Here is a 20,364-nt window from a genome sequence, read left to right as displayed (position 1 = left end):
TCCGGAGTCCTTAGTTTTCGAATTCGGAGAGCGGCGGGCAGGAGCAGATGAGGTTGCGGTCGCCGCCGGCGCCGTCAATACGGCCCACGGGCGGGAAGTACTTGTCCTGCTTGAGGTGGTGGACGGGGAAGACGGCCTGTTCGCGGCTGTATTCGCGGGTCCAGTCGGAGTTCACGACGGCGGACGCGGTGTGGGGTGCGTTGCGCAGCGGGGAGTTATCCACGGTGAAGTCGCCGTTGGCCACCTGGTCGATTTCCTTGCGGATGGTGATCATCGCTTCGATGAAGCGGTCGATCTCCGCCAGGTCCTCGGACTCGGTGGGCTCCACCATCAGCGTGCCGGCAACCGGGAACGCCAGAGTGGGGGCGTGGAAGCCGTAGTCGATGAGTCGCTTGGCCACGTCCTCAGCAGTGACGCCGGTCTTGGCCGTCAGGGCGCGCAGGTCCAGGATGCACTCGTGTGCCACGAGCCCGCCCTCGCCGGTGTACAGGACCGGGAAGTACTCATTCAGGCGTGCCGCGACGTAGTTCGCTGCGAGCAGCGCGCTCTTGGTGGCTTCCTTCAGGCCCTCGGCACCCATGAGCTTCACGTAGGCCCAGGAGATCGGAAGGACACCGGCCGAACCGAAGTTCGACGCCGAGATGGCCACGCCGTGACCTTCTGCTGCGTTTCCGGAGGAAGCGTTGTTGGCATCGCCGGGCATGAACGGAGCCAGGTGCGCCTTGGCCGCGACCGGGCCAACGCCGGGTCCGCCGCCGCCGTGCGGGATGCAGAAGGTCTTGTGCAGGTTCAGGTGCGAGACGTCGCCGCCGAACTTGCCCGGCTGGGCCAGGCCCACGAGGGCGTTCAGGTTGGCGCCGTCCACGTAGACCTGGCCGCCGGCAGCGTGCACGGCGTCGCAGATCTCAGTCACGTCGGCGTCGTACACGCCGTGGGTGGAGGGGTAGGTGATCATGATCGCCGAGAGGACGTCCTTGTGGGCCTCGATCTTGGCGAACAGGTCCGCGTGGTCGATGGTGCCGTCAGCGGCCGTGGCCACCACAACAACCTTCATGCCGGCCAGGACGGCGGAGGCGGCGTTGGTGCCGTGGGCCGAGGCCGGGATCAGGCAGACGTTGCGCTGGGCGTCGCCGTTGGCGCGGTGGTAGCCGCGGATGGCCAGCAGGCCGGCGAGCTCGCCCTGGGAACCGGCGTTCGGCTGCAGGGAGACCTGGTCGTAGCCGGTGATCTCGGCAAGGTCAGCTTCGAGGCCGCTGATCAGTTCGCGCCAGCCCACGGTCTGGGACTCGGGAGCGAACGGGTGGATGGAGGCGAACTCCGGCCAGGAAATGGCTTCCATCTCGGCGGTGGCGTTCAGCTTCATGGTGCAGGAGCCCAGCGGGATCATGGTGCGGTCCAGCGACAGGTCCCGGTCGGAGAGCTTGCGGATGTAACGCAGCAGCTGGGTTTCGGAACGATGCGTGTTGAACACCGGGTGCTGCATGAAAGCGGACGTGCGGAGCACGTCGGCGGGCAGGTCGAAGCCCTTGGCCTCGGCGGAGGGGCCAGCACCGAAGGCGACGGCAACCGAGGACAGGACATCCGCCGTCGTGGTTTCATCCACGGAGACGCCGACGGTGTCCGCGTCGATGTGGCGCAGGTTGATGCCGCGTGCCTCGGCGGCTGCGATGACCTTGTCTGCCTTGCCCGGGACGCTGACGGTGAGCGTGTCGAAGAAGGTGTCGGAGAGCAGTTCGCGGCCGGCTGCCTGCAGCGTGGTGGCCAGGGTGCGGGCGTGGTTGTGGGTGCGCTCGGCGATCGCCTTCAGCCCGTCCGGGCCGTGGTACACGGCGTAGAAGGAGGACACGATGGCCAGCAGGGCCTGCGCGGTGCAGATGTTCGAGGTCGCCTTTTCACGGCGGATGTGCTGCTCGCGGGTCTGCAGGGCCAGACGGTAGGCGGGCAGGCCGGCGTCGTCCTTGGAGACACCCACCAGGCGGCCGGGCATGGAGCGTTCCAGGCCCTTGGCCACGGCCATGTAGGCAGCGTGCGGGCCGCCGAAGAACAGCGGGACGCCGAAACGCTGGGTGGAGCCGACGGCGATGTCAGCGCCCTGCTCACCGGGAGGGGTGATCAGGGTCAGGGCGAGCAGGTCAGCGGCGACCGTGACCAGCGCGCCGCGTTCCTTGGCTGCGGCGATGACCTCGGCGTGGTTGAAGACGCGGCCGGAGACGCCCGGCTGCTGCAGGACGATGCCGTTGATGACGCCCTCGGGCAGGCCCTTGGACAGGTCGGCAACTTCGACTTCGAAGCCCAGCGCCTCTGCGCGGCCCTTGACCACGGCGATGGTCTGCGGCATGACGTCGGCGTCCAGGACGGTCTTGCCGTCGTGCGCTTCCTTGTTCTTGTTGGCACGGCGCATCATGAGGACGGCTTCGGCCACGGCGGTGGCTTCGTCCAGCAGGGAGGCGTTGGCGATGGGCAGGCCGACGAGGTCCTGGACCATGGTCTGGAAGTTCAGCAGCGCTTCGAGCCGGCCCTGGGAAATTTCGGGCTGGTACGGGGTGTAGGCGGTGTACCAGGCCGGAGCTTCGAGGATGTTGCGGCGGATCACGGCGGGCGTGACGGTGTCGTAGTAGCCCTGGCCGATCATCTGGACGGCGGTCTTGTTCTTGCCGGCGAGCTTGCGCAGCTCGGCCAGGACTTCAACCTCACTGAGGGCGTCCTTGAGGGCAAGCGGCTTGGCCTGGCGGATGGAATCCGGGACGGCAACGTCCACGAGGCCGTCTACGGTGTCGTAGCCGACGGCCTTGAGCATGGTTTCAATGTGCGACTGGCTGCGCGCACCGATATGCCGATCGGCAAAGGTGGTGGGGGACGACTGGACTGTCATGAAGGAACTCCATAATTCAGGTGGCGTGCTGGGTACGCCACATTGATTCGGGTTCCTCCCCGCTCTGTATTGGACCTGAGAGTTTCCGCGCCACCTGCTTTTACGGGTGATGCTTGCACCGTCGGTGAGCCCGTTGCCGGACTACTTTCCAGAGTTGCCTAACCGCGGCGGTACGTGGGCCTGAGAGATTCCCGGAGAGGATTTGCTCCTACGGCGCCTGCTTAACGTACTGGCAGGACTCTCCCGCCGCAGATCAAAAGCCATGCCACAGAATTCCGTGACACGCCTCACAGCTTATCCTGTCCCGGTGCCGCTCGCAATTCTCCGCACCGCGACGGCTGTCACAACCCCGCACCAAACCAACGCGGGGTCACTTCCCGCCCAATATTTAGGGTTTATCGGGCGTGGAGTGACCCCGCGCTGGTGTAAGAAGTCCGCTCTTGGCTAAGCGTCGGTGCCCTTGCGCCGGCGCCGTTCGTTGTGCCGCAGCTGCAGGATGCGCGCTCCCCCGGCGATGGCCACCAGGATTCCGCCGCCGACGGCAGCTATGAAGAAGGCCACCCCCTGCGAGAGGCTGCCCTCCCAGACAAGGAACCTGACGGCGACCATGTCCTGGTTCTGGATGAAGAAAATGATCAGGAGCACCAGCACCACGAGACTGACCGCCACCGCGCTCCAGATGACCGCCGCCCGCGTGGTGCGGGTGCCGTCAGCCGCGTTCCGCTGACCTGGAGGGGCCGGCGTGACTGGGGAAGCGGGCGTGGCAGGCCGGACGGCGGGCTGGGATGCTGAAGCGGGCTGGTCCGCGGGCCGGGACGTGGGGGTGGGAGGAACGTCTGACGGTTGCAGCGGTTCTTCTGAGCTCATAGCGCCATTGTCCCCCTCCGCGGGGGCTTTGACGGGCAACCGGGCCGGTGGCCCGGAAGGCTCATCGATGCGAAATGCGGTCAGGCCGGGGCGTCGGCGGCCAGCCGCTCGCCGTTGTAGAACTCCAGGCGCCAGCCGTCGTTCACGTGGTGGTGGGCCAGGTTGAGCACGGCGTTGTCGATGCTGTGCAGGCTCCGGCCGATGGCGCGGCTGAGGCTGACCCGCAGGAGTGTGCCGTGGGCCACCACCAGGACACGCTGGCCTCTGAATTCCTCGGCCAGGGCTTCGAGCGCATTCAGCCCGCGGACGGCGGCGTCGTCCTCGCTTTCGGCGCCCTGGAAACCACCGGGAATGCGCAGGGCCTCCAGTTCGGGGCCCGCCTGCATGCCCTCCGCCAGCCCGAAGCTGCGCTCGGTGAGCTCCGGGACGTGCCGGGCCACGCTGAGCCCGAGCCCCTCCGCAATCAGGTTCGCCGTTTCAGCGGCCCGGCTGAGCGGTGAAGACACCACGGTGTCCCAGTCGTGGCCGGAAAGGTTGGCCACGGCATCGCGCGCCTGCCCGCGGCCGACGTCGTTCAAGGGAATGTCGGTGGCACCCTGGAGCCGGCGCTCGGCGTTCCAGTCGGTCTGGCCGTGGCGGACGAGGGCGAACGTCGTGAGGGTCATGCCTTCCATTGTCCCCGACGGCGGGGCGTGACCGGCAACGGCGGGCGTGCCGGCAACGACGGCGGGCGTGCCGGGGCAGCGCCCGTCCTGCCAACCCCGAAGGAGCCCGGGCTACGGCGCCCCCGGCCGCGAGAGTCCGAGCCGCGGATAGAGCACTTCGAACCCCTTGTTGAGGCCGCCGTTCAGCGCCCCGATGACGTGGCCGCCGTTGGGAACCTCGTAGTTGGTTACGGTCATTCCCGCGGCCGCGGCGGCCGCCCCCAGACGGCGGGACGCGTCCAGGTAGACGGGGTCATCCGTGGACGCGGTGAAGATCGCGTCCATGTCGGGATAGGTCCGCTGCTTCATGATGTTGAGGGGCTTGACTGCGTCGTAGGCTGCCTGGTTCCCGCCGAACACTTCGCGAAGGTTGGCCTCGGGCTCTTCCGCCCCCGGGTATTCCTCACCGGAGATATCCAGCACATTGCCCCAGGTCGAGGGGTATTTCGCGGCAAAGGAAATGGCGCACTGGCCACCGTGGGAGTATCCGGCGATGGTCCAGTATTTGCGGTCGTCGATGATGTTCAGGTGGTGACGCGCCCAGTCCACGACGTCGCGGTTAATGAACGTCTCCGGCCGGCCGTGGAGGGGCGTGTCCAGGCAGAGGTTGTCAACAAAAGGGTCGCCCAGCTGGTCGGCCACGACGACGATCGGTGCCAGGCCGTCATGCTGGGAGGCGTAGGAGTTCAGGACAGCGGCCACATACTGGGGGTCCGGATCTCCCGGCTGGCCCATCATCAGCACCACCAGCGGGAGGGCGGGCGGGTTGGGAACCTGGGCCGCCGGGGGCAGGTAAAGCCCGGCCGGCCGGGATGCAAAGCCGGAAATCGTCGGCGGAATGACAACCTGGGCGGTGGTGCCTTCGGCCGGCAGCTCCGCCGGCGGCTTCCAGCTCTCCCACAGAGCCGCCTGGCGCGGGGCCGGAGTGTGAGGCTGCACGGGCTCCAGGTCCACCTTCGGCGCAAGGGAAATGCCAAGGAATGAGGCCACTGTGGGGTGCAGTCCGTAGAACGCGTTGATTCCCAGCGTCGCGGTGAGGGCAAACAGCAGGGCCCCCACGCAGGCCAGAACCTTCCGCCAGGGACGTGACTTGCGCAGATTGGCCCCGCAGACCCCCAGCCCGGCGAAGAACAGCAGGACCCAGATCCGGACATGCCACCCCAGGGGGCCGCCGAAAGCGTGCAGGAGGCGCTCCGCAACCAAGAGGACCACGGCCCCCACCAAGGCGCCCGCAGCTCCTGCCAGCCAGGTAACCACCGCCGCACGCCGCGGCCGGCGCAGCAGAAGGACCGCGCCGCAGACAGCACTGAGCACGTAGCAAACCACAATCAGTGGGCCTTCAACGATATTGAGGGCCAGAAGGGATGAATCCACCTAGTGAATCGTCGGGGTGCCGCTCACCCGGCCGATGATACCCGGCCGGTCAAAAGTAAATCGACTGGCACCAGCAGAGAGCAGCAGCTCAGCGGGCATCACTGGCAGGATCGCTTCCCACTGCCGGCACAACGGTGACCGAACCGAGGTTGCGCAGGGAACCGCGCGCCTTCGCTTCCAGCTCATGTGCGACGGCGGCGAACTCCCCCAGGTGCGTGCCGGCGGCGGCCGGGACCGTGATTTCCGCGTACAGGCGGTGGCCGCTCCACCGCAGCCGCGAGGAGCTTCCGGCCGGGGCAGTCTCCGCGACCAGGGCGGCCAACCGGTCCGTTAGGGAAGGATCGACGCCGTCCAGCAGCCGGCGGCCGACGTCGCGGACGGTGCCCCACAGCAGGACGCCGATGGCCACCGAAATGACCAGGCCCACGATGGGATCCGCCAGCGGGAAGCCCAGCCAGATGCCGACGACGCCCGCCACCACGGCCAGCTAGGTGAACCCGTCCGTCCGGGCGTGGATGCCGTCCGCCAGCAGCGCCGCCGAGCCGATCCGGCGGCCCACCCGGATCCGGTAGATGGCCACGAGCTCATTGCCGGCAAAGCCCACCAGCCCTGCCGCCAGCACCCAGCCGAGGTTGTGCACGGGCTGCGGCTCAAAGAAACGGCGGATGGATTCGACGGCGGCAACCACCGCTGAAAGGGCGATCATGGCCACGATGAACAGGCCGGCCAGGTCCTCGGCCTAGCCCAGGCCGTAGGTGAAGGTCCGGGAGGCGGGCCTGCGTCCGAGCATGAACGCGATCCACAGCGGGACCGCCGTGAGGGCATCGGAGAAGTTGTGGACCGTGTCCGCCAGCAGCGCCACGGATCCGCTGATCAGGACGATGGCCAGCTGGAACACTGAGGTGGCGCCGAGGCCAACCATCGAGATCTTGACGGCCCGGATGCCCTGCGCGCTGCTCTCGAGCGCGTCATCCACCGAGTCGGCGGAATCGTGCGAGTGCGGGACGAACACCTCGTGAAGCCAGCCTTTGAAGCCCGTGGCGTGGTGATGGCCATGATCGTCGTGGCTGTGATCGTGGTGATGGTCATGATCTTCGTGGGGGTGATCGTGGTGGTGGTCAGCGCCAGGGTGATCGTGATGGTGATCGACGCCATGGTGATCGTGGCCGTGGTGCGCGTCCTCCGGGTGGTGAGGGCCGCCGTCGTGCGTTTCCGGGTGCAGATGCTGGCGACTGCCCGTACCGGCCTGCTCGGGGCTCATTCGCCGGCCTCCCGCGGAGCATGGGGGGCCATGCCATGGTTGGGGGCAGTCCCCAGGGAGTGCTCCGCCTGATGGATCGCGTCAGCCACCAACTGCCAGACGTGGGCGTTTTGCAGCCGGTAGAAGACCTTAGTGCCCTCCTGGCGGGTGGCCACCAGCCGGGCCAGCCGCATCTTGGCCAGGTGCTGCGATACCGAGGCCGGGGATTTTTCGGCGATCTCTGCGAGCGCGTTGACCGGAAGCTCGCCGTCGCGGAGGGCCAGGATCATCCGTACGCGGGTGGCATCGGCCAGCATGGCAAAGACTTCCACGGCCAGCTCCACGTACTGACTGTCCGGCGCCAGCACGGAAGTCTTCATATCTGCATTCATACGCAGATAATGACACAGCAGGACCTGCTGCGCCAAATGCCATTAAGGGCGGTTTGCGTTCACATCGCTTCGCGCGGCCCCCGCGGCCCCCGCGGCCGCCGCGGCCGCCGGGGCCGCTTTCGGCCACGCCAGCATGCGCTGGACGGCCTCTTCCAGGCCAGCGGCGCCGTCCGGGCGTTCGGCCAGTGCCACCAACTCCGCGGCCACCAAAGCCAGTTTGATGTTGCGGCGGCTGCTGTCGCTGACGAGAAGCTGGAACGCATCATCGGAACCGATCAGGAGCTTTCCCATCAGCATGCCCCGGGCCAGGTCAATGACGGTCCGCGTTGACGTGGCGGCAACCACGGCGTCGCGTGCTGTCTGCTCCGTCTCACGACGCAGCGTGGAGGTCAGGTCCAGCGTGACGCCTTCCACCGCCGTGATGTTTCCTTCGCCATCCCGGATCGCGTCGCCCGAGGTGAGGACGTGGCGGACGCGGCCCTGGGCGTCGATGATCCGGTGATACGTGCAGAAGTAGCCGCCGGCCGTGCTGATCTTCTCCCCGATGTCCTTGCACCAGGGCCTGTCCTCCGGGTGCTTGTGGGAGTACATCAGGGCCAAGGTGGGAACAACCTCGCCGCGCTGGTAGCCGTGGACCTGGTACATGCCGTCGGACCACTCCGCCGTCTGTGCCGGCAACTCCACGCGGAACGTGCCCGCCAGGCATTGTTCGGCACCAAGTGCACTCGAATAAGTCATGGGGCTGTTGAGCCGAGCCATGGGGTACCTCCAAAATTCTCCAGCCGTCGCCATTGGCGGCCGCGCTCCTGCAATCTTGCCACTACCATGCAGGTATATGCACTCCCGGCGGCTCCGTTCGTTCGGTATGACGCCGCCTTCAGGCCAGCGAGAAAGCCCGAAATAGGGGGCCTGCGCCACACTTCAGCCACCCCCGGCGACCCGGAACCGCTTGACTCTAATACCCCCTAGGGGTATGTTCGGAAGTGTTGTCAGTGAAGTGGTATGTCCAGGCGATGCCCCGCACCGCCGTCACAGCCGTTCAACCCCAGCGCCCATCACTTCCTCGCCAAGGAATGGAAACTGACATGGAACACCACAACCACCAGCATCCCGCCGGCCAGCTCGGCGTGCAGGGCCAGGACGATGCACCGGCGCACGTCCACACCCAGCCTGATGCCCCGGTCCACTCGCACCACGGCGCGCCCGGCCCCCACAACGACGAACATACCGTCCACACCCACGGCCAGCACGCCGGCCACAGCACGGCCATGTTCAAGAACCGCTTCTGGCTCACCCTGGTCCTCGCGCTGCCCGTGGTGTACTTCAGCCCCATGGTGGGCCACCTGCTGGGCTACATGCCGCCGGAGTTCCCGGGCTCAGCCTGGATCCCCGCCGTGCTGGGCACAGTCATCTTCTTCTACGGCGGCCAGCCGTTCCTGCGGGGCGGCGTCCAGGAACTGAAGGACCGCCAGCCGGGCATGATGCTGCTGATCGCCATGGCAATCAGCGTGGCGTTTGCCGCGTCCTGGATCACCAGCCTGGGAATCGGCGGTTTCGACCTGGACTTCTGGTGGGAACTGGCCCTGCTGGTGGCCATCATGCTCCTGGGTCACTGGATTGAAATGCGCGCCCTCGGCTCGGCCCAGGGCGCGCTGGATGCCCTCGCCGCGCTGCTGCCCGATGAGGCGGACCGCATCACGGACGGCGTCACGGAGACAGTGCCCGTCTCCGAACTGCGGGAAGGCGACATTGTCCTGGTCCGCTCCGGGGCCCGGATGCCGGCCGACGGAACCGTGGTGGACGGCCAGGCCGAATTCGACGAATCCATGATCACAGGCGAATCCAGGACCGTGCCCCGGACCGTGGGCGACGCCGTGGTGGCCGGAACCGTGGCCACGGACAACAGCGTCCGCGTCCAGGTGACCGCCGTGGGCGACAATACGGCCCTGGCCGGGATCCAGCGCCTCGTGGCGGAAGCCCAGGCCTCGTCCTCGAAGGCCCAGGCCCTGGCCGACCGCGCCGCGGCCTTCCTGTTTTACTTCGCGGCCGGCGCCGGCGTCATCACGTTCATCGTCTGGACCCTGCTGGGCAGTGTGCCCGAGGCCGTCACCCGCACCGTCACCGTCCTGGTGATTGCCTGCCCGCACGCCCTGGGCCTGGCGATTCCGCTGGTGATCGCCATCTCCACCGAACAGGCAGCCCGGGCCGGTGTGCTGATCAAGAACCGCATGGCGCTCGAACGCATGCGCACCATCGACGTGGTGATGTTCGACAAAACCGGCACCCTGACCACCGGCGAACCCGACCTCAAGGACATCGCCGTGGCGCCCGGCGGGGACAACGACCGCCTGCTGGCCCTGGCCGCCGCCGTGGAATCCGACAGCGAACATCCCACTGCCCGCGCCATCGTCCGGGCCGCGAACCAGCGGAACCTCACGCTGCCTGCCGCCAGTGACTTCAGCTCGCTCACCGGACGCGGCGTCCGTGCCAGCGTGGACGGACGCATGGTCCACGTCGGCGGACCCGCGCTCCTGCGCGAGCTCGGCGTCGTCGTCCCTGAATCCCTGGCGCGGTCCACCCAGGCCTGGATGGACCGCGGCGCCGCCGTGCTGCACGTGATCGACGGCGGCCAGGTGCTGGGTGCCGTGAGCCTGGAAGATGCCGTCCGGGCCGAGTCGCGGCAGGCCGTGGCCGCCCTGCAGAACCGCGGCGTCAAGGTGGGCATGATCACCGGCGATGCGCACCAGGTGGCCCGCGCCGTGGCGGAGGAGCTGCACATCGACGAGGTGTTCGCGGAGGTCCTGCCCGCGGACAAGGACAAGAAGGTGGCGGAGCTGCAGTCCCGAGGGCTCAAGGTGGCCATGGTGGGCGACGGCGTCAACGATTCCCCCGCGCTCGCCCGGGCTGAAGTGGGAATCGCCATCGGCGCCGGAACCGACGTTGCCATGGAATCAGCGGGCGTGGTCCTGGCCGGGAACGATCCCCGGGCGGTGCTGTCCATGCTGGACCTCTCCCGGGCCAGCTACCGCAAGATGTGGCAGAACCTGGTGTGGGCCACCGGCTACAACATCCTGGCTGTGCCGCTGGCCGCCGGCGTCCTGGCCTTCGCCGGCGTGGTGCTCTCCCCCGCCGCCGGCGCGGTGCTGATGTCCGTTTCCACCATTGTGGTGGCACTCAACGCCCAGCTGCTGCGGCGCATCAAGCTCAACCCCGCCGAGGTCCAATGAAACGCTCTCTCACTTACCGTGGGTTTTTCCCCAACGCTCTCTCATTTAATGCGGGCTTTTCCCAAACGCTCCTGCAGCGTGGCGCCCTGGCAGCGGCGGTGCTCGCAATCATCGCCGGGCTCTTCGGCATGCACGTGATGACCGGCAATCACGCCGCCCACGGCCAGCACGCCGCAGCGGTGCCGGTAAGTGACGGCCACGCTCAAGCGGTCTACGCGAACGTGCTCGACGCCGGCGCTGAACACGCCGCGGCAGGGCACCTGCACGCCGTGCCCCCGGACGCCGTACACACTAAGGGCGCCGTGCACGCGGACGCTGCCGGGGCCACCTCCTGCGCAGGGTCCTGCCACCGCGTTCAGGAGACCGGCGCCGCCTGTGTACCGTCGGCCAAGGCCGGCGCGCTGACGGTGTTCCCGCCCCTCGAAAGCCGCCTGGATGTCGCGGCGGCACCCGGAACCCGCACCGGTCCGGCCGTCGCGTATGCCCACACTCCCTCGAGCCCAACACCCTGCGAACTGTCCATCAGCCGGACGTAAACCGGAACTGCGTCACCACACCACCACCAGTTCCCAACGTTTGAAGGACCCTTCCATGACCTCGAAATTCCAAACCATCTCAATCGCCGCCGCCCTGGCAGCGTCCCTCGGCCTGGCCGGCTGCGCAACCACGTCCACGCCCGCCGGGACTCCCATGTCCGGCATGCACGGCAGCTCAGGTCCCATGTCCGGCATGATGCCCGACGCCGACGACGACCATAACCAGGCGGACATCATGTTCGCCCAAATGATGATCCCGCACCATGCCCAGGCGGTGGAGATGAGCGACATCCTCCTCGCCAAGCAAGGCATCCCGGCCGACGTCACCGCCCTCGCCACCAAGATCAAGGCGGCGCAGGCGCCGGAAATCAAGACCATGCAAGGCTGGCTGGAGGCCTGGAACCAGCCCACCGGAATGATGAACGGCACCAACGCACCCGGCCACGCGATGGGAGGCATGGTGGACGCCGCCGGGATTGACAGGCTGAAGTCAGCCCAAGGGACCGACGCCGTCCGGCAGTTCCTCGAGGAGATGATCGGCCACCACGAAGGCGCCATCGACATGGCCAACCAGGAGATCCGCGCCGGCAAGTACCCCGCCACCATCCAGCTGTGCCGGGACATCGTGGCCTCACAGTCAACCGAGATCACCGAAATGAGGGCGTTGCTCGCCAAACTCTAGCCAGCAGCCCCGGGGCGCCGGCCCGTCCAGGCCGGCGTCCCACCGTTACCCCTTGCCGTTCCACCATCTGGAGTTTCCCTTGCCCCTGCATGCCTTCGCCCGCCCCCGGTACGTCTCAACGGCCGCTGCCGCCGCCCTCCTCCTCGCCGTCTCCGCCTGCGCACCCGCTTCGCCGGGCAGTTCGGGCATTCCTGCCCCGGCCACCTCCGCGTCGGGGCTGCCCGGCAGCCACGTCCACGGCCTGAGCGTGAACCGTGAGACGGACCAGATTCTCCTGGCCACCCACGAGGGCCTCTTCGATGTCACCACCCAGCCGGCCACCAAACTCGGCGGCACCAACGACCTCATGGGCTTCACCGCCGGCGCGGAGCAGGGCGTCCTGTTCGCCTCCGGCCACCCCGGGCCAGGTTCAGACCTGCCCAACCCTCTCGGCCTGATCAAATCCACCGACGGCGGCAAGTCCTGGGAGCCGCTGTCGCGCCAGGGCGAATCGGACTTCCACGCGCTGACCGCGGCCAAGTCCGGGCTCGTGGCCTTCGACGGCACCCTGCGCACCAGCCCTGACGGGAAGACCTGGTCCGTGCAGTCGGCCGGGTTCGCTCCTGCAGCGCTGGCCGCGGACCCCACCAGTGACACGGTCCTCGCGACCACACAGGATGGGTTGCAGCGCTCCACCGACGGCGGCAGGACCTGGGCCCTGGTCCCGGCCGCCCCCATCATCCAGTACGTCACGTTCGCCAGCCCCGCCAAGGCAATCGGCGTGGAACCGGGCGGCGCCGTCCACTCTTCAGCCGACGGCGGGGCCACCTGGTCAGCGAAGGGACGGATTGACGGGCAAGTCCAGGCGATAGCGGCCGTGGAGGGCCCGGAGGCCGACACCCGGGTATGGGTCGCCACATCCAACGAAGTGGTGCTCTCCACCGATGGCGGCGCCACATTCGGGCCCCGGGCAGCCGACTAACCCGGTCGGGGACCGGCGTTGAGGAGGGGCGCCGGGCATCGCGGGGCCACACGTGTTAAGTTGAAAGATGCCCGGCCGTACCCGGTCCGGTGCCCCGGCTGGAAAGAGAAGTTCCGTGGAATCCCCCGCACCTGCCCCCTCCCCCGACGCCGCCCCGGTGAAAATCCTGACCGTCTGCACGGGCAACATCTGCCGTTCCCCGGTGGCCGAACGGCTGCTGCAGGCAGGGTTGGACCAGGTGTTTCCGGGCGGATTTGAGGTGTCCAGCGCGGGGACCCGGGCCATGGTGGGCGATCCCATGCAGCCCCTCTCGGGGGACATCGTCCGCACGTTCGGCGGGAACCCGGACGGGTTTGTGTCCCGCCAGCTGACCGGCAAGATCCTGCGCAGCGTGGACCTGGTGCTCACCATGACTTCCGGCCACCGCGGCGAGGTGCTGCAGCTGGACGCCTCCCTGCTCAAGCGCACCTTCACCATCCGCGAGTTCGCGCGGATGCTCGATGTCCTGGACGGCCGCGCCGGCGGCCAACCGGTGCCCGTGGAAACGGCCGACGGCGGCGATCCCCTCAGTGCCAACACCGCCTTCTGGCGTGGGCTGCCCGCCCGGGCCGCGTCCGTGCGGCACCTGTCCCTCCCGGCGGATTCCGCGGAGAACGACATCATCGACCCCTACCGCCGCGGCCCCGAGGTCTACCGCCAAATGGAAGACGAACTCGCGCCGGCGATCATCTCTGTGCTGCGCCACGCCCGGCTGAACGTGCCCGCTTAACCCGGCTGCCGGCGTCGTGCGTCCAAAACCCGCCGCACGCCAGGGACCTGCACCGCGTTCAAGCCAGGTGATGGGAAAAAGACAACCCGCAGGCTATGGCGGGAACCGGCCCCGGGGGCGGACACTAAGTCATGGTGAGTACCCCCGGCGGTCCTGATCGAATTGGCCCGGGCGCGGACAGCAACGAAGCCGCCGCCCTCAGGGAGTTGCGGCTCCGCCGCATCGTCGCGGCCGTCCTGTCGGTTGTGCTGGTGGTCCTGGTGGCTGTATCCGCCCTTGTCTTCAACCGGCCGCCCGCGCAGATCGCCGGCGCACCCAAACCCACCGAGACCGCTACACCCACCCCGTCCGGGACGCCCTCAACAACGGCGCCCACCCCCACGCCCGAACCCATCGCCGAACTCAGGGCAGTGCCCATGAACATCCTGCTGATCGGCAGCGACAGCCGCGGCAATGCCCGGGAACAGGCGGCCATCACGCAGACCACCGGCGCGTACCAGGACCAGCGGGCCGACAGCATCATGCTGGTCCACGTCCCGGCGGACCGACGGAGCGTGCACGTGGTCTCCATCATGCGGGACCTGTACGTGACCATCCCCGGCTACGGCGCCTCCAAGATCAACGACAGCCTGCTGGTGGGCGGCATCCCCCTGGTGGCCAAAACGGTGGAGAACCTGATGGCCACCCGCATCGACCACACCATCATGCTGGACTTCAACGGGTTCAGGTCACTCACGGACGAACTCGGCGGCATCGACGTGGACGTGGCCCTGCCGTTCCAGTCCACACACGAAACCCAGCACGTTTTTACCAAGGGCATCAACCACCTCGACGGCCAGGCGGCGCTGGAGTTCGTCCGGGAACGCTATGCCTTCGGTGACGGCGACTACCAGCGGGTCCGCAACCAGCAGACCTTCCTCCGCGCCGTCCTCGCCCGCCTGACCGGCAACGGCGTGCTCCGCGACGTCACGGCCCTGCGTGCCCTGGTGAACCTCGCCGGGAACTACCTCACCGTGGACCAGGGCTTCGACCCGGTGGGCGTGGCCGTCCTGGCCTATGCGATGCGCGGGATCAACCCCGACAGCTACGTGTCCCTCACGCTGCCGACCGCCGGCCCGGGCACCGCTGCCGGCGGGGCCTCGGTGATTCTCCCCGACTACGACGGCATCGCGCAGGTGGCCGCCGCCATGCGCGAAGGGCGCCTGCCGGAGTATATATCGGCCCACTGATGTGGGGTTGCCCGGGAGCCGGCCAGCCCCGGACGCCGGCCAGCCGCCGGAGCCGCCCGGCCGCGGGAGCTGTTCCGGTGCGGCACATTCGGCGTTTACCTGCGGGTAGGGGTGCGTGTGCCCGCGGCATGAAGGGTGGAGGCATGACTGAACTTTCACGCCGCACCATCGTCAAGGGATCCGTCCTCGCCGCAGCACTCGCGGCCGCACCCGCCACCGCCCGGGCCGCCGCACCCGCCGGCCCCACGCCGTCGGGCATTCCGCTGGTCCGCAACCGGCTCACCCTCCCCAGCGGGATCGCCACCGGTGATGTCACCGCCGATTCCGCTGTCCTCTGGTCGCGCGCCTCGGGTCCCGGCCGGATGCTGGCCACCCTCCGGGCCGTGGACGACGGCGGCGCCACAGTGGGCGGGCGGGGCGCCTTTGAGCGGACCGTCCGTGGCCCCCGCGCCACCCAGGCCTCCGACTTCACTGCCAAGATCCACGCAGGCCGCCTGCCCGCCAACACCCGGTTCGCCCTCGACATCAGCTTCGAGGACGAGGACGGCGCCGCGGGCGAGACCATCAGCGGCACCTTCCGTACGGCACCGGACGCCGGGACTTTCAAGAGCGGCACCAACGGCAACGGAGGCTCCCAGGCCGGCGGTTCGGCGTCGTCCGTTCAAAGTTTTGTCTGGACCGGCGACACCGCCGGCCAGGGCTGGGGCATCAACGAGGAAGTCGGCGGGATGCGCGGCTACCGGGCCATGCACAACACCCGCCCGGACTTCTTCATCCACTCCGGCGACACCATCTACGCCGACGGGCCGATCGCCGAAACGGTCGTGGAACCGGACGGCCAGATCTGGCGGAACCTGGTCACGGAGGAAGTGTCCAAGGTGGCCGAAACCCTCACCGAATTCCACGGCCGGCACCGTTACAACTCACTGGACGCCAACATGCGGGCCATGTTCGCGGACGTCCCGGTGATCGCCCAGTGGGATGACCACGAGACCCACAACAACTGGTACCCGGGCCAGATCATCGACGACGCCCGCTACACCGTCCGCGACGTCAACACCCTCGCCGCCCGCGGCCGGCAGGCGTGGCAGGAGAACATGCCCATCGCGGACAGTTCGGCGCTGTGGCGGCCGGGATCGTTCGACGACGACGGGCAGTACCAGCCGGCGCGCATCTACCGGAAGATCACCCGCGGCCCGCAGCTGGACATCTTCTGCCTGGACATGCGCACGTTCAAGTCCCCCAACACGGACGGGAAAGAAGCGTACGCCACGCACATCCTGGGCCAGGAGCAGGCGGACTGGCTGATCCGCGAAGTGTCGAAGTCCAAGGCAACCTGGAAGGTCATCGCGGCCGACCTGCCGCTGGGCATCGTGGTCCCGGACGGCCCGGTCAACGAGGAGAGCGTGTCCAACCGCGATCCGGGCGCCCCGCTGGGCCGTGAGCTGGAGATCGCCGGCGTGCTCAGCGCGTTCAAGCGGAACCGGGTGAAGAACGTGGTGTGGCTGACCGCCGACGTGCACTACTGCGCAGCCCACCACTACTCCCCCGAACGGGCTGCCTTCACCGACTTCGACCCGTTCTGGGAGTTCGTGGCCGGTCCCATCGCCGCCGGCTCGTTTGGTCCCAACGCCATGGACGCCACGTTCGGGCCGGAGGTGGTGTTCGCCAAGGCCGGCCGGACAGTGAATCAGTCCCCGCGCGACGGCGAAAGCCAGTTCTTCGGGCACGTCCAGCTCGGCGAGGACAACACGTTCACGGCCAGCCTCCGCGACGCCAACGGCGCCACGGTGTTTTCCAAGGTGCTGACGCCGGAGCGGTAGCCCGTTGTTCCGCTGACATGGACGGAGAGGGCCCCCGGCTCGAAGCCGGGGGCCATCTGTGTCAGCTCCGGGTGGGGTCCGGGTGCAGGGGCGTGGGCCCCGGATCCGGGATGGGCAGTGGCCCGGGCGGTTCAGGCGTCGGGACGGGGCTGGGCCTGGCGGGTCCCGGGTGGCCTGGTTGGGTGGGGTCCGGAGTAAACGGGTCGGGTCCGGGCTCCGGCGGAAACGGCTCGGGTTCGTGCACTGGCGGGATGGTCATTAAGCTTCCCCTCTCACGCTGGGCGGATGCGCCTTTGCGTGATCAGGATACGCCCGCCCTCCGTCCCCCGTCCCCCCGTCCCGCCCCGTCTCGCCCCTGCCCCGTACCCGGGACGCTCTCTCACTTAATGTGGCAAATTCCCCAACGCTCGCTCACTTAATGTGGATATATTCCAAACGCTCTCTCAGTGCCCGACGCCGGCGCACCGGTAAGTGATAGAGCGTCCCTTAAAAGCCCGCATTAAGTGAGAGAGCGTTGGGGCAGGAGGGCGCGGTGAGTGCGGCGCGGTCCGGGGATGCCGCGGTGCGCGTACGCGCAGAACCTATGCGGGGCGGCGGAGGCGGTGCGGTTGGTAGGCCGATGCCCGGTCCAGCTCGTCGTCGTCGTGCATTACGGGGACGGCGAAGGTCACCACGAGGCGGGGCTCGGCGGCGTCGGTGGACCGGATGGTCAGGCTCCTGGTGCCGGGCGGCACGGACGGCGTGAACACCTGCAGGTTCCGCGAGCCCAGGCTGGCGGAGTCCCGGAGGGTGTATTCGGTGCCCCAGTGGTCCTCGATGGCGATCTCGGGGACTGCTTTGTCGGCCGAGGATTCAACATGGAGGTTCACCACCAGGCAGGTGCTCCAGACCTCCACCGAGAGCACGGTGAAGTCTGCGGGCCCGGTCAGGTGCAGCCCAAAAGTGGGCGGCAACAGCATTTTGCGGAGAGTGCCTCTCGGTATCAGGTTTCTCATGATCGACCCCAATTTACGAAGTGTGCTTACAATTACCGCGCGGTAATGACGCCCTGTCAAGGTCCGGTGAATGACTCTGTGGCAAGCCACATTCAGCGTTATCCGGGCACGAAACTGGGTACGCCCCCAGTAGTGGTTTGCACCGGCAGAAACCCACGGCGATGAGGTGGTTGGTCTTGGAAAACAGCGGCTTGACGCAGGCGGTGCGGGAGGCCGGAGCCGTGGAGCTCATCCTGGTCCGGCATGGCGAAAGTGAAGGCAACCTGGCAGCTACCGAGGCCAGCCAGGCCGGTGCCGACGTGATCAATGTGCCGGCCCGCGACCCCGACGTGACCCTTTCCTCCACAGGGCAGGAGCAGTCGCTCGCATTGGGGCGGGCCTTGGCTACGATCGCGGAGGATCTCCGGCCCGACGCCGTGGTGTCCTCCCCTTACCTGCGGGCGTTTCAGACGGCCGAGATTGCCGTGGAGACCGCCGGCTGGCCCGTCAAAGTCCGCACGGACGAGCGGCTCCGCGACCGTGAACTCGGCATCCTGGACATGCTCACCCGGCAGGGCGTGGAACGGCGGCTCCCGGAAGAGGCCGAGCGCCGTCGGTGGCTGGGCAAGTTCTACTACCGTCCGCCCGGCGGCGAGTCCTGGGCTGATGTTGTGCTGCGGCTGCGCTCCGTCCTGGGCGAACTCAACAGCCTGGGCAGCGGGCAACGGGTGATGCTCGTGTGCCACGACGCCCTGATTCTTCTGGTGCGGTATGTCCTGGAAGGGATGACCGAGGCCGAACTCCTGGACCTGGCCGCCAGCACCTCGGTCCTGAACGCGTCCATCACCCGGTACGTCCGGCCCGAGGGGAATGGTCCATGGACGCTGGAAAGCTTCAACGTGGCGGACCACCTCACCGCGCAGGGCGTCGAGGTCACCGAACACGCCGGGGATGCCGATGTCCGCCCCCGGTAGCTCGGCCGGGGCGATCCCGGTAACACCATCGCTGCTGCGCGGCTGGCCGTTGCCGTCGGCCGGGGAGGACAAGTACTCCCGCGGCGCCGTGACGGTGATCGGCGGTGCCAGGGCCACGCCGGGCGCCGTCCTGCTGGCCGGAATCGCGGCGCTCCGGGCCGGGACCGGGAGGCTCACGCTGGCCGTCGCCGAATCGGTGGCCGCACAGCTGGCTGTCAGCTTCCCGGAGGCCGGCGTCATCGGCCTGCCGGAAACCCGGGACGGCTCCGTGCGGGGCACCGGGCTGGACCCCGTTTACGCGGATCTTGAGAGTGCCGACGCTGTTCTGATTGGGCCGGGCCTGGATGACGCGGACCGCACGGAGGAGCTGCTCAGGACCCTGCTGAAAAGGGATGCCGACGGCGGCAGCACCGGCGCGGGTTCCGGCACCGGCGGTGCCACCATCGTTCTGGACGCATTCGCGCTGGGCTGCCTGCCCAGGTTGATGGAGGATCTGCAGCCCTGGCACGGGCGGCTGATCCTCACCCCGAACCCGAGGGAGGCGGGGATCCTGCTGGGTCGGGAGATGGACCGGCCGGAATCTGCCGTGCGCGAGATTGCCCGGCAGTACCAGGCGGTGGTCAGCTGCCAGGGATTCATTGCCCGGCCACCCGACGGGCAGGCCCCGGACGGTCCCGGGCTCTGGGAAATCACCACCGGCTACGGCGGCCTGGGCACGTCCGGGAGCGGGGACGTGCTGGCCGGGGCCATCGCCGGGCTCCGTGCACGCGGCGCCAGCGACGCCCAAGCGGCCTGCTGGGGAACCCACCTTCATGCGGCCGCCGCCGACAGGCTCGCGAGCAGGCTGGGACCGCTCGGCTTCCTTGCCCGCGAGCTGACGGATGAACTGCCGGCGCTCATGCTGGAGCTTGCCACCTGACCTTGGCCAGCTACGAGGCAATCTGGTGCTGCGGCTCCTTCGTTTCGATCTCGATCTTCCGTGGCTTGGCCTTCTCGGCGACCGGTATGCGCAAGGTGAGCACACCGCCGTCGTAAGCTGCCTTCACCTGGTCAACGTCCAGCGTGTCACCGAGGATCAACTGACGACTGAAGGTGCCGCGCGGGCGTTCGGAGGCGAGCATCTCCACGTCCTTCCCGGCAGGTTCGGGGCGCTGGGCCTTGACGGTCAGGACATTCCGTTCCACGTCGATGTCCACGGAGTCCAGGCTGACTCCGGGCAGGTCGAACGCCACGATAAATTCATGGTCATCCCGCCAGGCGTCCATGGGCATGGCAGCAGGGTGCGCACTGGTTCCGAGGACCTGGCGGGTCAGCCTGTCCAGTTCGCGGAAGGGATCGGTACGCATCAACATGACTTTCCTCCTCGTCATAGGTGACTCACAAGTGAACCAGCCGATCTGTAGTGGCTGATATAGATTTTTTATAGCACCTAGACTTATTCGTGCGCAAGCCCGCCCTGAGGGCCAGCTGAGGCGGGAGTTGCTCTCCGGCTGGTCAGCCGCCGACCGGCCTCATCGCACGGTAGCCGCACATGCGGATGACCCCCGGCGAGGCCGGGGGTCACCGTATCGGGAGGGTCACCCGCAACTGCCGATGCGCGATCTAGCGCTGTGGCGTGCCCAAACGGCGAATCGCCCTCAAGAGGCAGATGAAAAACCACGCGTTCGGATCCTCCCGGTAATGCCGTTTTAGCACCCGCATAATGGGCTGTTCAAGGGGTCCCCGCGGGTAACTTTTGTC

At 68.0% G+C, this 20,364-nt stretch carries 17 protein-coding genes, 1 pseudogene and 1 riboswitch; of the genes and pseudogenes, 9 read left to right on the top strand and 9 right to left on the bottom strand.

Annotated elements, in window-relative coordinates:
- Positions 1-10 precede the first annotated feature (10 nt).
- From gcvP to PY310_RS05800, 7 genes and pseudogenes are all read right to left on the bottom strand, one after another.
- Entirely contained in the window at positions 11-2,872 is a 2,862-nt protein-coding gene (gene gcvP / locus PY310_RS05830; protein WP_275213331.1) for an aminomethyl-transferring glycine dehydrogenase, read from the bottom strand.
- A gap of 158 nt (positions 2,873-3,030) precedes the next feature.
- A riboswitch (glycine riboswitch) is annotated at positions 3,031-3,128 on the bottom strand.
- Positions 3,129-3,316: 188 nt separating this feature from the next.
- Entirely contained in the window at positions 3,317-3,739 is a 423-nt protein-coding gene (locus tag PY310_RS05825) for a LapA family protein (protein ID WP_275213330.1), read from the bottom strand.
- An 80-nt stretch (positions 3,740-3,819) separates the two neighbouring features.
- Positions 3,820-4,404, bottom strand: coding sequence for a histidine phosphatase family protein (locus tag PY310_RS05820; protein WP_275213329.1), 585 nt, complete (start codon positions 4,402-4,404; stop codon positions 3,820-3,822).
- Between the two features lie 111 nt (positions 4,405-4,515).
- A complete protein-coding gene (locus tag PY310_RS05815; RefSeq protein WP_275213328.1) occupies positions 4,516-5,817 on the bottom strand; it encodes an alpha/beta hydrolase in 1,302 nt (433 codons plus the stop codon).
- 88 nt (positions 5,818-5,905) lie between these two features.
- Positions 5,906-6,829: pseudogene (locus PY310_RS05810) on the bottom strand (cation diffusion facilitator family transporter).
- Positions 6,830-7,074: 245 nt separating this feature from the next.
- Positions 7,075-7,449 (bottom strand): ArsR/SmtB family transcription factor, encoded by a 375-nt coding sequence (locus PY310_RS05805; RefSeq protein ID WP_275213327.1) that lies wholly within the window; start codon positions 7,447-7,449, stop codon positions 7,075-7,077.
- A gap of 42 nt (positions 7,450-7,491) precedes the next feature.
- Positions 7,492-8,208, bottom strand: coding sequence for a PAS and ANTAR domain-containing protein (locus PY310_RS05800; protein WP_275213326.1), 717 nt, complete (start codon positions 8,206-8,208; stop codon positions 7,492-7,494).
- Positions 8,209-8,534: 326 nt separating this feature from the next.
- On the opposite strand from PY310_RS05800, the gene PY310_RS05795 reads away from it, so the two are divergent.
- The 7 genes from PY310_RS05795 (at position 8,535) to PY310_RS05765 (ending at position 16,676) form a co-directional block, all read left to right on the top strand.
- Complete coding sequence (locus PY310_RS05795; RefSeq protein WP_275213325.1) at positions 8,535-10,676, top strand: heavy metal translocating P-type ATPase; 2,142 nt, start codon at positions 8,535-8,537, stop codon at positions 10,674-10,676.
- Entirely contained in the window at positions 10,673-11,212 is a 540-nt protein-coding gene (locus PY310_RS05790; protein WP_275213324.1) for a hypothetical protein, read from the top strand. Before PY310_RS05795 ends, PY310_RS05790 begins: the two co-directional genes overlap by 4 nt.
- A gap of 55 nt (positions 11,213-11,267) precedes the next feature.
- Positions 11,268-11,894, top strand: coding sequence for a DUF305 domain-containing protein (locus tag PY310_RS05785; protein ID WP_275213323.1), 627 nt, complete (start codon positions 11,268-11,270; stop codon positions 11,892-11,894).
- A gap of 52 nt (positions 11,895-11,946) precedes the next feature.
- Positions 11,947-12,855, top strand: coding sequence for a F510_1955 family glycosylhydrolase (locus PY310_RS05780; RefSeq protein WP_342755734.1), 909 nt, complete (start codon positions 11,947-11,949; stop codon positions 12,853-12,855).
- A 115-nt stretch (positions 12,856-12,970) separates the two neighbouring features.
- Positions 12,971-13,624, top strand: a complete 654-nt coding sequence (locus tag PY310_RS05775) for an arsenate reductase/protein-tyrosine-phosphatase family protein (protein WP_275213321.1) — start codon at positions 12,971-12,973, stop codon at positions 13,622-13,624.
- A gap of 131 nt (positions 13,625-13,755) precedes the next feature.
- Positions 13,756-14,853: an LCP family protein gene (locus PY310_RS05770; RefSeq protein WP_275213320.1), complete on the top strand. Its 1,098-nt coding sequence runs from the start codon at positions 13,756-13,758 to the stop codon at positions 14,851-14,853.
- 143 nt (positions 14,854-14,996) lie between these two features.
- The gene (locus PY310_RS05765; protein WP_275213319.1) at positions 14,997-16,676 is read left to right on the top strand and encodes an alkaline phosphatase D family protein; all 1,680 of its coding nucleotides are present in this window, start codon (positions 14,997-14,999) and stop codon (positions 16,674-16,676) included.
- Positions 16,677-17,257: 581 nt separating this feature from the next.
- Here PY310_RS05765 and PY310_RS05760 read toward each other — a convergent pair.
- Positions 17,258-17,635 carry a hypothetical protein gene (locus PY310_RS05760; protein ID WP_275213318.1) on the bottom strand — a complete coding sequence of 126 codons (378 nt, stop codon included), beginning with the start codon at positions 17,633-17,635 and terminating at the stop codon, positions 17,258-17,260.
- Positions 17,636-17,847: 212 nt separating this feature from the next.
- Here PY310_RS05760 and PY310_RS05755 point away from each other — a divergent pair, with 212 nt between their 5' ends.
- A complete protein-coding gene (locus tag PY310_RS05755) occupies positions 17,848-18,624 on the top strand; it encodes a histidine phosphatase family protein (protein ID WP_275213316.1) in 777 nt (258 codons plus the stop codon).
- On the top strand, positions 18,608-19,543 hold the full coding sequence (locus tag PY310_RS05750; RefSeq protein WP_275213315.1) for an NAD(P)H-hydrate dehydratase: 936 nt from the start codon (positions 18,608-18,610) through the stop codon (positions 19,541-19,543). The genes PY310_RS05755 and PY310_RS05750 overlap by 17 nt, the downstream gene beginning before the upstream one ends.
- A gap of 10 nt (positions 19,544-19,553) precedes the next feature.
- Here PY310_RS05750 and PY310_RS05745 read toward each other — a convergent pair whose 3' ends face one another.
- The gene (locus tag PY310_RS05745) at positions 19,554-19,976 is read right to left on the bottom strand and encodes an Hsp20/alpha crystallin family protein (RefSeq protein ID WP_275213314.1); all 423 of its coding nucleotides are present in this window, start codon (positions 19,974-19,976) and stop codon (positions 19,554-19,556) included.
- Between the last annotated feature and the right edge of the window lie 388 nt (positions 19,977-20,364).

Source organism: Pseudarthrobacter naphthalenicus (genome assembly GCF_029076445.1).
In the GTDB taxonomy this organism is placed as follows: Bacteria; Actinomycetota; Actinomycetes; order Actinomycetales; family Micrococcaceae; genus Arthrobacter; species Arthrobacter naphthalenicus.
Note: the sequence above shows the minus strand (reverse complement) of the source record. Positions and strands in the feature narration are given on the sequence as shown.

What these genes read in the sequence shown, in the direction of transcription:
- PY310_RS05790 (WP_275213324.1), top strand. Translation starts at nt 10,673, where the DNA reads ATGAAACGCTCTCTCACTTACCGTGGGTTTTTCCCCAACGCTCTCTCA.
- PY310_RS05745 (WP_275213314.1), bottom strand. Translation starts at nt 19,976, where the DNA reads ATGTTGATGCGTACCGATCCCTTCCGCGAACTGGACAGGCTGACCCGC.
- PY310_RS05795 (WP_275213325.1), top strand. Translation starts at nt 8,535, where the DNA reads ATGGAACACCACAACCACCAGCATCCCGCCGGCCAGCTCGGCGTGCAG.
- PY310_RS05800 (WP_275213326.1), bottom strand. Translation starts at nt 8,208, where the DNA reads ATGGCTCGGCTCAACAGCCCCATGACTTATTCGAGTGCACTTGGTGCC.
- PY310_RS05750 (WP_275213315.1), top strand. Translation starts at nt 18,608, where the DNA reads ATGTCCGCCCCCGGTAGCTCGGCCGGGGCGATCCCGGTAACACCATCG.
- PY310_RS05825 (WP_275213330.1), bottom strand. Translation starts at nt 3,739, where the DNA reads ATGAGCTCAGAAGAACCGCTGCAACCGTCAGACGTTCCTCCCACCCCC.
- PY310_RS05820 (WP_275213329.1), bottom strand. Translation starts at nt 4,404, where the DNA reads ATGACCCTCACGACGTTCGCCCTCGTCCGCCACGGCCAGACCGACTGG.
- PY310_RS05785 (WP_275213323.1), top strand. Translation starts at nt 11,268, where the DNA reads ATGACCTCGAAATTCCAAACCATCTCAATCGCCGCCGCCCTGGCAGCG.
- PY310_RS05760 (WP_275213318.1), bottom strand. Translation starts at nt 17,635, where the DNA reads ATGCTGTTGCCGCCCACTTTTGGGCTGCACCTGACCGGGCCCGCAGAC.
- PY310_RS05805 (WP_275213327.1), bottom strand. Translation starts at nt 7,449, where the DNA reads ATGAATGCAGATATGAAGACTTCCGTGCTGGCGCCGGACAGTCAGTAC.
- gcvP (WP_275213331.1), bottom strand. Translation starts at nt 2,872, where the DNA reads ATGACAGTCCAGTCGTCCCCCACCACCTTTGCCGATCGGCATATCGGT.
- PY310_RS05770 (WP_275213320.1), top strand. Translation starts at nt 13,756, where the DNA reads ATGGTGAGTACCCCCGGCGGTCCTGATCGAATTGGCCCGGGCGCGGAC.
- PY310_RS05765 (WP_275213319.1), top strand. Translation starts at nt 14,997, where the DNA reads ATGACTGAACTTTCACGCCGCACCATCGTCAAGGGATCCGTCCTCGCC.